This is a genomic window from Arenimonas sp. (genome assembly GCF_035312645.1).
In the GTDB taxonomy this organism is placed as follows: Bacteria; Pseudomonadota; Gammaproteobacteria; order Xanthomonadales; family Xanthomonadaceae; genus Arenimonas.
In genome coordinates this window covers 1-12,627 of the sequence record NZ_DATGBO010000044.1, presented here as the reverse complement: position 1 = coordinate 12,627, position 12,627 = coordinate 1, and the positions used below count along the sequence as shown (strand labels likewise).

At 63.4% G+C, this 12,627-nt stretch carries 10 protein-coding genes; 9 read left to right on the top strand and 1 reads right to left on the bottom strand.

Annotated features, from left to right (window positions below; genetic code table 11):
- A partial coding sequence (locus VKM35_RS03845; protein ID WP_324318537.1) for a lyase family protein occupies window positions 1-922 on the bottom strand: 922 nt, incomplete at its 3' end.
- A 150-nt stretch (window positions 923-1,072) separates the two neighbouring features.
- On the opposite strand from VKM35_RS03845, the gene purB reads away from it, so the two are divergent.
- From purB to VKM35_RS03800, 9 genes are all read left to right on the top strand, one after another.
- A complete protein-coding gene (purB, locus tag VKM35_RS03840; RefSeq protein WP_324318535.1) occupies window positions 1,073-2,440 on the top strand; it encodes an adenylosuccinate lyase in 1,368 nt (455 codons plus the stop codon).
- A gap of 136 nt (window positions 2,441-2,576) precedes the next feature.
- Window positions 2,577-3,758 (top strand): cupin domain-containing protein, encoded by a 1,182-nt coding sequence (locus VKM35_RS03835; protein ID WP_324318533.1) that lies wholly within the window; start codon window positions 2,577-2,579, stop codon window positions 3,756-3,758.
- 18 nt (window positions 3,759-3,776) lie between these two features.
- Window positions 3,777-4,745, top strand: a complete 969-nt coding sequence (locus VKM35_RS03830) for a GNAT family N-acetyltransferase (protein ID WP_324318532.1) — start codon at window positions 3,777-3,779, stop codon at window positions 4,743-4,745.
- A gap of 138 nt (window positions 4,746-4,883) precedes the next feature.
- On the top strand, window positions 4,884-7,718 hold the full coding sequence (locus VKM35_RS03825) for a 2-oxoglutarate dehydrogenase E1 component (RefSeq protein ID WP_324318531.1): 2,835 nt from the start codon (window positions 4,884-4,886) through the stop codon (window positions 7,716-7,718).
- A gap of 26 nt (window positions 7,719-7,744) precedes the next feature.
- Window positions 7,745-8,935 carry a dihydrolipoyllysine-residue succinyltransferase gene (sucB, locus tag VKM35_RS03820; protein WP_324318530.1) on the top strand — a complete coding sequence of 397 codons (1,191 nt, stop codon included), beginning with the start codon at window positions 7,745-7,747 and terminating at the stop codon, window positions 8,933-8,935.
- Between the two features lie 87 nt (window positions 8,936-9,022).
- On the top strand, window positions 9,023-10,456 hold the full coding sequence (lpdA, locus tag VKM35_RS03815) for a dihydrolipoyl dehydrogenase (protein ID WP_324318529.1): 1,434 nt from the start codon (window positions 9,023-9,025) through the stop codon (window positions 10,454-10,456).
- A gap of 286 nt (window positions 10,457-10,742) precedes the next feature.
- Entirely contained in the window at window positions 10,743-11,036 is a 294-nt protein-coding gene (locus VKM35_RS03810) for a GIY-YIG nuclease family protein (RefSeq protein ID WP_324318527.1), read from the top strand.
- Window positions 11,037-11,072: 36 nt separating this feature from the next.
- On the top strand, window positions 11,073-12,065 hold the full coding sequence (locus tag VKM35_RS03805) for a YhdH/YhfP family quinone oxidoreductase (RefSeq protein WP_324318525.1): 993 nt from the start codon (window positions 11,073-11,075) through the stop codon (window positions 12,063-12,065).
- A gap of 64 nt (window positions 12,066-12,129) precedes the next feature.
- Window positions 12,130-12,498 carry a response regulator gene (locus VKM35_RS03800; protein ID WP_324318523.1) on the top strand — a complete coding sequence of 123 codons (369 nt, stop codon included), beginning with the start codon at window positions 12,130-12,132 and terminating at the stop codon, window positions 12,496-12,498.
- Window positions 12,499-12,627: the final 129 nt, after the last annotated feature.

Sequence of the window (12,627 nt, the reverse complement as noted above, 5' to 3'; positions counted from 1 at the left end):
TGGGCAATTCTATTTCGCCGAGCCCGGCCAGCGACCCGGAATTCATCCAGCGCAGGTCGTTGGCGAGCTTGTTCAAGGCCACGGCAAGCGTGTTGAGCTGCCCGGAAAACTCCACCGCCGCGTCCTGGGAAGCAATGCCTTCAAACAGGTTCGTCGCCTGGGAAAATTTCACACCAGTACGCTCGCGCAGTTGCGCAATCGCCCGTTTTCCGAAACGCGGATCGGCGTTGATGCCGGTGCCGATCGCAGTACCACCCAGCGGCAATCGATGCAGGCGACGCGCACTGTCGTCGAGGCGCTCGATCGCCGAGGCCAGCTGCGCCGACCACGCCGACAATTCCTGGCCCAGGCTCAGCGGCATCGCATCCATCAGATGCGTGCGCCCGGTCTTGATCACCTTCGCCAATGATTTTCCGCGGCGGTCGATAGTCGCTTTCAGATGCTTGAGCGCCGGTCGCAATTGCTCCTGCCAGACCAGCGCCGCCGACACCTGGATCGCCGTGGGAATCACGTCATTGGAACTCTGCCCGAGGTTGACGTGATCGTTGGGATGCACGGGCTTTTTCAGCGTGCGTGACGCCAGCGTCGCGATCACCTCGTTGGCATTCATGTTGCTCGACGTCGCCGATCCGGTCTGGAAGACGTCGATCGGGAAATGTCCGTCGAACTCGCCGGCAGCTACGTCCTCAGCGGCCTTGGCGATCGCCGCGGCGGCATTTTTCGGCAGCAGTCCCAGCCCGGCATTCGCCGTCGCCGCCGATGCCTTGATCAGGCCCAGCGCGCGGATGAAGCTGCGCGGCAGACGCAGGCCGGAGATCGGGAAATTGTCCACCGCACGCTGGGTCTGCGCGCCGTACAAGGCATCGGCGGGGACGCGAAGTTCGCCCAGGCTGTCGTGTTCGAGGCGGGTCTTGGCGGTCATCGGCAGCATCCTGGAGACGGTTTGCCGGAATGATAGCCCCGCTCGCCGTGTAGAATTTGCGCCTTGCCCGCGCTGGCCGCGCTCCTGGCTCCGCCCGGAACCTCGCGACAAGGCGCCGTCGTCACCTTTCGTTTTTCCGGAATCGCGCCCATGTCCGAACACACCCTGCTCGCCCTGTCTCCGCTCGATGGCCGCTACGCCGGCAAGGTCGAAGCGCTGCGGCCGATCTTCTCCGAATACGGCCTGATCAAGGCGCGGGTGACGGTCGAAGTCGAATGGCTGCTGGCGCTGGCGATGGAAAAAGGCATCGTCGAACTCGCCCCGTTCACTGCCGCCGCGACCCAACGCCTGCGTGCGCTGGCATCGGGTTTCTCTGTCGCCGACGCCACCCGCGTCAAGGAGATCGAGCGCACCACCAACCACGACGTCAAGGCCGTGGAATATTTCATCAAGGAAAAACTCAAGGGCGACGCCGAGCTCGGACCGGCGCTGGAATTCGTGCACTTCGCCTGCACGTCCGAAGACATCAACAACCTCAGCTATTCGCTGATGCTCAGCCAGGCGCGCGCGCAGGTGATCGCCACGTCCATCGCCGCGCTCGCCGACAAGCTGCGCGCGCTGGCGCATGAACACGCCGCGCTGCCGATGCTGTCGCGCACGCACGGCCAGACCGCGTCGCCAACCACGGTCGGCAAGGAAATCGCCAACGTCCTCGCGCGCCTGCTGCGGCAGCAGAAGCAACTCGCGCAGATCGAGATGCCCGGCAAGATCAACGGCGCGGTCGGCAACTACAACGCGCACATCGTCGCCTACCCGGAAATCGACTGGCCGGCGTTCGCGCAGCGCTTCGTCGAATCGCTGGGCCTGACCTTCAATCCCTACACCACGCAGATCGAACCGCACGACGGCATCGCCGAACTGTGCGACGTGCAGCGCCGCATCAACACCATCCTGATCGATCTGTGCCGCGACATCTGGGGCTATATCTCGCTGGGGTATTTCAAGCAGTCGGTGAAAGCCGGCGAAGTCGGTTCGTCGACCATGCCGCACAAAGTCAACCCTATCGATTTCGAAAATGCCGAAGGCAATTTCGGCATCGCCAATGCCTTGCTGACGCATTTCGCCGAGAAACTGCCGATCAGCCGCTGGCAGCGCGACCTCACCGATTCGACCGTGCTGCGCGCGCTCGGCACCGCCTTCGGCCATTCGCTGATCGCCATCGATGCGCTGATGCGCGGCTTGGGCAAGCTCAGCGCCAATCCCGAACGCCTCGCCACCGACCTCGATGCCGCTTGGGAAGTGTTGGCCGAGCCGGTGCAGACGGTGATGCGTCGCTATGACCTGCCGAACCCGTATGAGCAGTTGAAAGCGCTGACGCGCGGCCAGGGCATCACCGAAGCGGCGATGCGCGAATTCGTCGCCGGGCTGGATCTGCCTGCCGATGCCAAGGCGAGATTACTGGCGCTGACGCCGGGCGGATACGTGGGCTTGGCGGAAGCGCTGGCGAAAAGAATCTGATTGCGTAGGAGCGATGGCAATCGCGACCGTGCCTGGCGCGAGACCTCTCGTCGCGATTGCCATCGCTCCTACGAAAACCTGCCGGGCATTTCGCGACTTGCGTCGCTCCTACCAAAGCATGATGAGGACGCCAGCCATGATCGAAGTTGCCGCCACAGCAAAAAACTTCCTCGGTCTGCCTGTCGCGCAATTCCTGCGCGATTACTGGCAGAAAAAACCGTTGCTGATCCGGCAGGCGTTTCCCGACTATGACGCGCCGCTGGCGCCGGAAGACCTCGCCGGGCTCGCCTGCGAAGAAGCTGCGCTCTCGCGCCTGGTCAACTACAACCGCAAGAAAGATGCGTGGACCTTGCGCAGCGGCCCGTTCGCCGAATCGGAATTTCCGAAACTCGGCAAGAAGGACTGGACCCTGCTCGTGCAGGACATGGACAAGTGGGACCTGGACGTGCGCGCCCTGCTCGACCGCTTCCGCTTCCTGCCGGCCTGGCGCGTCGACGATGTGATGATCAGCTTCGCCACGCCGGGCGGCTCGGTCGGCCCGCATGTCGATCAATACGATGTTTTCCTGCTGCAGGCGCAGGGCCAGCGTCGCTGGCAGATCGATACGAATCCGAAAGCGTCGAAAGCCTTCCGCCCCGATGTCGACCTGAAACTTCTGCAAACATTCAAACCGTCGCACGAGTGGATACTCGAACCCGGCGATATGCTGTATCTGCCGCCGGGCGTGCCGCATCACGGCGAGGCGGTCGATGCCTGCATGACGTTTTCGATCGGCATGCGCGCGCCGTCGCAAGCCGAATTGATCGTCGATCTTGCCGAGGAAATCGCCGCGACACTGCCGGAGGAATCGCGCTATGGCGATCCCGATCTGAACGAACCCGAAGATGCTTTTGAAATAGATGCGGCCGCGTTTGCGCGCGTCGATGCCGCACTCGCCGCATTGCAGGATCTGCCGGCCGCGAAGAAACGCGAATGGTTCGGCCGTTTCATCACCCGCTATCGTGCCTCCGGCGAAATTTCCGCCGCGCCGAAAACGCCAAGCCTCGCGGTGGTTGAGAAAACCCTGCTCGAAGGCGGATTGCTGCTGCGGCATCCGTTCGCGCGCACGGCCTGGGCGAAGGATGGCAAGCAGGCGACGCTGTTCGTAACCGGCGAGTCGTATGCGATGGGCGCCGCATCCGCGCGCTTGCTTGCCAGTTACGATGCCCTCGATGAAGCGGCGTTCGCCAAGCTCGATGCGCCGGCACGCGCGGCGCTGGAAACCTTGATCGGCCAAGGGCACTATCAGCTGCAACGTCCGCCAAAATCCCGCAAATAACCCGCCGAGGAGGAGCCAATGAACACGTTGGATATCCCGGATTTTCGCGTCGAACCCGCCGACTACACGGCCGATATCGACGACCTGCGCGCCATCCGCGAGCCGGTGTTCGTGGTCGAACAGAACGTGCCGATCGAGATGGAGTGGGACGAGCTCGATCCGCTCTGCCACCACGTCATCGCCCGCGACAGCGAACATCGACCCATCGGCACCGGCCGGCTCACGCCCGAACACAAGATCGGCCGCATGGCCGTGCTGCGCGAATGGCGCGGAAAGGGCGTCGGCGATGCCCTGCTGCAGGCGTTGATCGAACAGGCTCGCGACCTGGGTTGGAGCGAGGTCAGCCTCAATGCCCAGGTCGATGCGATCGGGTTCTACGCGAAATTCGGCTTCGTCGAATACGACGCGCGCTTCGAGGAAGCCGGTATCCAGCACCAGGCGATGAAGCTCGCGCTACCGCCGCGTGAACCGCTGCAGCGACATACCGCCGCCGCGCGCGGACCGTCGCAGAAAGCGATCGAATTCGATCATGTCGACGCAGCGATCGAAGCCACCTGCCGGGTGATCGTCGAAGCGCGTCGTGGTCTGGTCGCCTATACCCGCGATCTCGAACACGCGTTGTACGCGCAGCCGGCGGTGGTCGATGCCTTCAAGCAGTTCGCGGTGTCGGGCCGCGGCGGCGTCGCGCGCATCCTGGTGCAGGATCCAGTTCTCGCGCAGCGCCAGCCGCATCCTTTGCTGGCATTGGCGCAGCGCTTGCCGACCGCGTTCCAGTTCCGCACACCGGTCGACCCCGAGGACCTGCAATACGCCTCGGTCTATCTGGCCAGCGATCACGACGGCTACTTGTTCCGACTACTCGGCAGTCGCTTCGAAGGCGACTGGAGCCCGGCCCTGCCCGCGCGCAGCCGCCAGCTCAACGAACACTTCGGCCGCGTCTGGGAACGCTGCCGGCCGTGCACGGAATTCCGCGCGCTAGGGTTGTAGGGCCTGGGAGACGGGTACTAATGCCCTTCCCGCTCGCGTTATACTTCCCGGCCTTGTCTGCCCTTGGCCGGCAGGGCAACGAATCCCAACCCGAACAATGACTTGGCCTGCACTCCTAATGGGGCCCGAGCGGACGCCGTGGATAGCCTGATCAAGCAGTTTTCTCAGTCCTCGCAGCTTTCCGGTGGCAATGCCGCCTTCATCGAAGACCTGTACGAGCAGTACCTGGTCAATCCCGACAGCGTCGGCAGCAAATGGAAGGCGTATTTCGACGGCTTCAAGGGCCGCGAAGCCGGCGACGTCCCGCACTCGGTCGTGATGATGCAAGTGCAGGCCGCCGCCAGGCAGGGTGCCCACGCCAGCGCTGGCAGCATCGATGAGGAAGCAGCGCGCAAGCAGACTGCGGTTGGCAAGCTGGTCACGGCGTACCGGTCCCGCGGCCATCTCGCGGCACACCTCGATCCCCTCGCGATGGCCCCGTCGCAGGACGCGCCCGACCTCAGCCTCGCCTTCCACGGCCTGAGCGATGCCGACCTCGACCACGAATTCGCTGTCGCCACCTACTTCGGCGCCCCCAAGTACAAATTGCGCGACCTCGTCGCCAAGCTCAAGGCGACCTACAGCAACACCATCGGCGCGGAGTTCATGTACATCTCCGACGCCGCGCAGCGGCGCTGGATGCAGGAGCGCTTCGAAGGCGCCGCCGGCGCGCTGGGTTTCGCCAAGGAAGACAAACTACGCATTCTCGAGCGCCTCACCGCGGCTGAAGGTCTTGAGCGCTACCTGCACACCAAGTACGTCGGCCAGAAGCGTTTCTCGCTGGAAGGCGGCGATTCGCTGATTCCGCTGATGGACACGCTGGTCCGTCGCGGTGGCAGCACCGGCGTCAAGGACGCCGTGATCGGCATGGCCCATCGCGGCCGTCTCAACGTGCTGATCAATACCCTGGGCAAGTCGCCGCAGAAACTCTTCGCCGAGTTCGAAGGCCGCTTCGACCATCCCGATACACCCGAACACAGCGGCGACGTGAAATACCACATGGGATTCTCCGCCGATGTCGCCACGCCCGGCGGCCCGGTGCATCTCGCGCTGGCCTTCAATCCCTCGCACCTGGAGATCGTCAATCCGGTGGTCGCCGGCAGCGTGCGTGCGCGCCAGATGCGCCGCCAGGACGGCGAGCGCAAGCAGGTGCTGCCGATCCTGATCCACGGCGATGCCGCATTCGCGGGCCAAGGCGTGATCATGGAACTGTTCCAGATGTCGCAGGCGCGCGGTTTCGCGGTCGGCGGCACGGTGCATGTGGTGATCAACAACCAGGTTGGTTTCACCACCAGCCGCCCCGACGACGCCCGCTCGACGCTGTATTGCACCGATCCCGCCAAGATCATCGGCGCGCCGGTGATCCACGTGAATGGCGATGACCCGGAAGCCGTGGTGTTCTGCGCGCAGGTCGCCTACGACTTCCGCCAGCAGTTCGGCCGCGACATCGTCATCGATCTGGTCTGCTATCGCCGCCACGGCCACAACGAGGCCGACGAACCGGCCGCGACGCAGCCGCTGATGTACCAGAACATCCGCGCCCGCAAGACCACGCGCGAGCTTTACGCTGACGCGCTGGTCGCGCAGGGCGCGATCGCCACTGATGCCGGCAAGGCGCTGGTCGACGCCTATCGCGACAAGCTTGATCGCGGTGACGTCACTACCGAGATCGCCAAGGTCGACGGCGACCCGTTCGGTGTCGACTGGACGCCGTGGTTGAACGGCACGCTGGCCGACGCCGTCAAGACCGGTCTCGCGCGCTTCTCGCTCGACAGCCTGGCCAAGAAGATCAACACGCTACCGGAGACGCTGACGCTGCATCCGCGCGTCGCCAAGATCTACGAAGACCGCCGCAAGATGATGACCGGCGAGCTGGCAATGGATTGGGGTTTCGCGGAAAACCTCGCCTACGCCACTTTGCTCACCGAAGGTTATCGCCTGCGCCTGGTCGGCCAGGATTCCGGTCGCGGCACCTTCTTCCATCGTCATGCCGTGTTGCACGACCAGGTCACCGACGGCACCTACATGCCGCTCGCCGAACTCGCACCGCAGCCCGAGCACGCGGTGATCATCGACTCGCTGCTTTCCGAAGAAGCAGTGATGGCGTTCGAGTACGGCTATTCCACCGCCGAGCCGATGACGCTCAACATCTGGGAAGGCCAGTTCGGCGACTTCGCCAACGGCGCGCAGGTGGTGATCGATCAGTTCATCACCTCCGGCGAATCGAAATGGGAGCGCCTCTGCGGCCTGGTGCTGTTCCTGCCGCACGGCTATGAAGGCCAGGGCCCGGAGCACAGTTCCGCGCGCCTCGAGCGCTTCCTGCAGTTGTGCGCGCTCAACAACATCCAAGTCTGCACACCGACCACGCCCGCGCAGATGTTCCATATGCTGCGCCGGCAGATGTTGCGTGCCACGCGCAAGCCGCTGGTGGTGATGACGCCGAAATCGATGCTGCGCAACAAGGTGTCGGTGTCGACGATGGACGAGCTCGCCAATGGCAGCTTCCAGAATTTGATCCCGGACAGCCATTGCAAGGACGCGACGAAAGCCAAGCGCGTCGTGGTCTGCGGCGGCAAGGTTTATTACGACCTCGCCGAGGCCGCCGATGCCAAGGGTCTTACCGACGTGGCGATCGTGCGCATCGAACAGCTGTATCCATTCCCGCGCGCCGAACTTGAAGCCGAGCTCAAGCGTTTCGGCAACGCCAAGGAAGTGATCTGGTGCCAGGAAGAGCCGCAGAACCAGGGCGCGTGGTATCAGGTCCAGCATCACCTGCGCTTCTGCCTGCAAGCCGGTCAGAACCTGCATTACGTCGGTCGCAGCCGTTCCGCCGCGCCGGCCTGCGGACATCTCAACACGCACAACGCCGAACAGGCGAAGCTGCTCGCCGATGCGCTGGTCAATCCGGCCAACGGCGAACACGTCAGCGAATAACCGAAACCTCACCCAGGGCCCTGTCCATGAGCATCGAAGTCAAAGTACCGGTTCTGCCGGAATCCGTTTCCGACGCCACCATCGCTACCTGGCACAAGAAAGCCGGCGACAGCGTCCGCCGCGACGAGAACCTGCTCGATCTGGAAACCGACAAGGTCGTGCTGGAAGTGCCCTCGCCAGTCGACGGCGTGCTCAAGGAAATCAAGTTCAAGGAAGGCGACACCGTCACCAGTTCGCAGGTGATCGCGGTGATCGAGGAAGGCGCGGTTGCTGCGGCGCCGGCTGCTGCGCCTGTTGCAACGGCTCCGGCCGCGGCTTCGGCGACACCAGTCGCGGCTAAAGCCGCTCCTGCGCCTGCGAAGATCGATTCGGCGCTGCCGCCGGGCGCGGCCAATTTCGCTGCGCGCAACGACGTCAATCCGGCCGATGTCGCCGGCACCGGTCGTCGCGGCGCGGTGACCAAGGAAGACCTCGTCAACTTCGTCAACAGCGGCGGCGCCAATGTCGCCAGCGGCGCCCGCCCGGAATCGCGCGTGCCGATGACGCGCATCCGCCAGCGCATCGCCGAACGCATGATGCAGTCGAAGAATTCCATCGCGATGCTCACGTCCTTCAACGAGGTCAACCTCGGCAAGGTCATGGCGATGCGCAAGGATCTGGGCGAGCCGTTCGAGAAGACCCACGGCATCAAGCTCGGCTTCATGAGCTTCTTCGCCAAGGCCGCAGCCAACGCGCTGGCCAAGTATCCGGTGGTGAACGCCTCGGTTGATGGCACCGACGTGATCTATCACGGCTACTCGGACATCTCGATCGCAGTCGCCACCGAAAAAGGCCTGGTCACGCCGGTGCTGCGCGGGGTCGAAAACCAGAGCTTCGCCGACATCGAGCTGGCGATCGCCAATTACGCGAAAGCGGCGCGCGAAGGTGGCCTCAAGCTTGAAGACCTGCAGGGCGGCACCTTCACGATCACCAACGGCGGCACCTTCGGCTCGCTGATGTCGACGCCGATCGTCAATCCGCCGCAGTCGGCGATCCTGGGCATGCACGCCATCAAGGAGCGTCCGATCGCCGAGAACGGCCAGGTTGTGATCGCGCCGATGATGTACATCGCGCTGTCCTACGATCACCGCATCATCGATGGCAAGGACGCGGTGCTGTTCCTGGTCGACATCAAGAACCAGCTGGAAAATCCGCACCGGATGCTGTTGGGCCTGTAATGCCGGGAGATGGGAGAAGGGAGTCGGGAGAAAGACCCCAGCTCTTGCGTCTCCCGTCTCTCCTCTCCCGTCTCCAGAGGAAGTTTCATGAGCGAACAATTCGACGTAGTTGTGATCGGCGGCGGCCCCGGCGGTTACGTGGCCGCGATTCGCGCCGCGCAGCTGGGCCTGAAAACGGCCTGCGTGGACGCCTTCATCGGCAAGGACGGCAAGCCCGCGCTCGGCGGCACCTGCCTCAATATCGGCTGCATTCCGTCGAAGGCGCTGCTCGATTCCTCGCGCCAGTTCCACAACCTCACGCACAGCTTCAAGGACCACGGCATCAGCGCCGACAATGCGAAGATCGACGTCACCGCGATGATCGCGCGCAAGGACAAGATCGTTAAGCAATTCACCGGCGGCATCAACGTGTTGTTCAAGGGCATCAAAGGCAATGCGGTCACGCCGATCGCTGGCTTCGCCACGCTCAAGCCGGGCAAGGTGATCAGCATCAAGGGCCACGATGGCAACGTCGCCGAGATCACCGCCAAGCACGTGATCCTCGCGGCTGGCTCGGCGCCGATCGAACTGCCGTTCGCGAAATACGACAACAAGCTGATCCTCGACAATGCCGGCGCGCTCGACATCGGCAGTACGCCGAAACGCCTTGGCGTGATCGGCTCGGGTGTGATCGGTCTCGAGCTCGGCAGCGTCTGGCGCCGTCTCGGTGCCGAGGTCACGATCCTCGAAGCCCTGCCTGAGTTCCTCGCCGCCGCCGACGCCGACATCGCCAAAGCCGCCGCACGCGAATTCAAGAAACAGGGCCTGGACATCAAGCTCGGCGCGAAAGTCAGCAAAGCCGAGATCAAGGGCCAGGAAGTCCACGTCACCTACACCGATGCCGCCGGCGAGCAGACGATCGTCGTCGACAAGCTGCTGGTTTCGGTCGGCCGCAAAGCCGCCACCGCCGGCCTTCTCGCCGATGGCACCGGCGTAAAGCTCGATGAGCGCGGCCGCGTTGTCGTCGACGAACATTGCGCCACGGGTGCCGACGGCATCTGGGCGATCGGCGACTGCGTACGCGGCCCGATGCTCGCGCACAAGGCATCCGAGGAAGGCATCGCAGTTGCCGAGTTGATCGCCGGCCTGCCCGGCCACGTCAACCTCGACACCGTGCCGTGGGTGATCTACACCGAGCCGGAAATCGCCTGGGTCGGCAAGACCGAAAAAGAATGCAAGGACGCCGGCATTCCGTACAAGGTTGGCACCTTCCCGTTCGCCGCCGTCGGCCGCGCCGTCGCGATGAACGAAACCGCCGGCCTGGTGAAGGTGATCGCGCACGCAGAAACCGACCGCATCCTCGGCCTGCACATGTGCGGACCGAACGTCTCGGAAATGGTCCACGAAGGCGTCGTCGCGATGGAATTCAACGGCTCCGCCGAAGACCTCGCGCGCATCTGCCACGCGCATCCGACGCTGTCGGAAGCTGTGCACGAAGCGGCGCTCGCCGTGGACAAGCGGGCGATACACAAGGCGAATTGAGCGGCGAGGTTTTTCTCGATCACCTTTTCGAGCACCATCGATGCATTGCAGGAAAGCCGCCGAAAGGCGGCTTTCTTGTTTGTTCCTCGGCCCGCTTTTTTCCCGTCATCCCGGCGAAAGCCGGGACCAAAATTGATCTTTCGAGACAGGAAAAAACAAATGGGTCCCGGCTTTCGCCGGGATGACGGACTCTGGGCAACCATGCCCTACAGAACATCCGGCACACGCTGACTGACGGTCGGCCACAAATTACAGAAGCTCGCACGTCTCTACAGAATCAATCGAAATGCGCGAACGTATGCCCTGCGTCTATATACTTGCCAGCAGCGAACGCGGAACACTTTACGTTGGTGTCACCTCGGATTTACGCCTTCGCATTTGGCAGCACAAGACCGGAGCAGTCATCGGATTCACCGCAAAACATCGCGTTCACGAACTGGTTTGGCATGAGCAACACGAAACGATGGTCTCCGCCATCCATCGCGAGAAATGCATCAAAGAATGGAAACGCATCTGGAAGATCGAATTGATCGAAAAAATGAATCCGTCGTGGCGCGATCTATACCCAGATATCACATAGCCGGTTCCCGGCACCTGCCGGAATGATGGAGTCGCAATGACTGACCAAAACCCCTTCCGCGCCTTCCGTATCCACAGCGACGTTTCCGGCCACCGCGCCGGAATCGAGAGCATGACTGTCGATACGCTCAGCCCCGGCGAGATCGTCATCAAGACCGCCTACAGCAGTGTCAATTACAAGGACGCGCTCGCCGGTACCGGGCAAGGAAAAATCCTGCGGACGTTTCCGCTCAATGGCGGCATCGATGTCGCCGGCCATGTCGTTGCTTCCAGTGATCCGAAATTCCGCGAAGGCGATGCGGTGTTGTGCACCGGCTGCGGGTTGTCGGAAACCCGCGATGGCGGCTACAGCGAAATCGCGCGGCTGGAATCGAAATGGGCGATCGCGCTGCCGGATGGATTGAGCCTGCGCGAGAGCATGATCCTGGGCACCGCTGGCTTCACCGCCGCACTGGCCCTGTATCGCATGCAGCAGAACGGCCAGTCGCCGGAGCTCGGCCCGATCGCGGTCAATGGCGCGACCGGCGGCGTCGGAAGCCTTGCGACGGCGATCTTTGCCCGCGCCGGCTATCTGGTCCATGCGATCAGCGGCAAGGCCGAACACGGCGACTACCTGCGCGAACTCGGCGCCAGCGCGGTGCTCGGGCGCGACGCCGTCCTGACGAACAAACCCATGGATACCGCGCGCTTCGGCGGCGCCCTGGACAACGTCGGTGGCCCGATGCTGGGCGCTCTGCTCGCGCAGATCGCGCCTTACGGCAATGTCGCGAGCTGTGGCCTGGCCGGTAGCCCGACGCTGGAGGCCACCGTCATGCCTTTCATCATCCGCGGCGTTTCCCTGTTGGGTATCGCCTCTGCCGGCACGGCCCGGGACATCCGCGAGGCGGTCTGGTCGCATCTGGCATCGGACTGGAAACCAGCCGCGCTGGAACGCATCTGCACGCGCGAAGCGAGCCTGGAAGAGTTGCCCGAGGTCTTCCCGCCCATGCTGGCTGGAGCCTCCTTCGGTCGGACAATCGTCAAACTGTGATCTCATTCTTGCGTCATCCGGCTTTCACAGGCATACAATCACGCAATCTTTGTGGAGGGCCCCTATGGCACGCATCCTGATTGTTGACGATTCCCCGTCCCAGCTCATGGGCATGAAGCGCATCGTGGAGAAGCTCGGCCACGAGGCATTGAGTGCCGAAGATGGCGCGGCGGGCGTCGAAGCGGCCAAGGCGACGCTCCCCGACCTGATCCTGATGGACGTGGTCATGCCCAACCTCAACGGGTTCCAGGCAACCCGAGCGATCTCCAAGGAAGCCACCACCGCGCATATTCCGGTCGTGCTGGTGACCACCAAGGATCAGGAGACCGACAAGGTCTGGGGCATGCGCCAGGGCGCCAAAGCCTACATCACCAAACCCTTCACCGAGACGCAGCTGATCGAAGTGATCAACTCGTTGCTCGTTCCGGGCTGATTCTGGCCGCGGCTAACGCCGCTCCCGAAGCCGCGCTTCCCTACTTCTTCGCAAACACTTCCGCGAGCTTCGCGTAGGCCTCGCGCTGCGCCTCGTTGTCGGCACGCGGCGCCGTCACTTCGATTTCCA

Coding starts and splice junctions, on each gene's coding strand:
- purB (WP_324318535.1), top strand. CDS start 1,073: ATGTCCGAACACACCCTGCTCGCCCTGTCTCCGCTCGATGGCCGCTAC.
- VKM35_RS03835 (WP_324318533.1), top strand. CDS start 2,577: ATGATCGAAGTTGCCGCCACAGCAAAAAACTTCCTCGGTCTGCCTGTC.
- VKM35_RS03830 (WP_324318532.1), top strand. CDS start 3,777: ATGAACACGTTGGATATCCCGGATTTTCGCGTCGAACCCGCCGACTAC.
- sucB (WP_324318530.1), top strand. CDS start 7,745: ATGAGCATCGAAGTCAAAGTACCGGTTCTGCCGGAATCCGTTTCCGAC.
- lpdA (WP_324318529.1), top strand. CDS start 9,023: ATGAGCGAACAATTCGACGTAGTTGTGATCGGCGGCGGCCCCGGCGGT.
- VKM35_RS03810 (WP_324318527.1), top strand. CDS start 10,743: ATGCGCGAACGTATGCCCTGCGTCTATATACTTGCCAGCAGCGAACGC.
- VKM35_RS03805 (WP_324318525.1), top strand. CDS start 11,073: ATGACTGACCAAAACCCCTTCCGCGCCTTCCGTATCCACAGCGACGTT.
- VKM35_RS03800 (WP_324318523.1), top strand. CDS start 12,130: ATGGCACGCATCCTGATTGTTGACGATTCCCCGTCCCAGCTCATGGGC.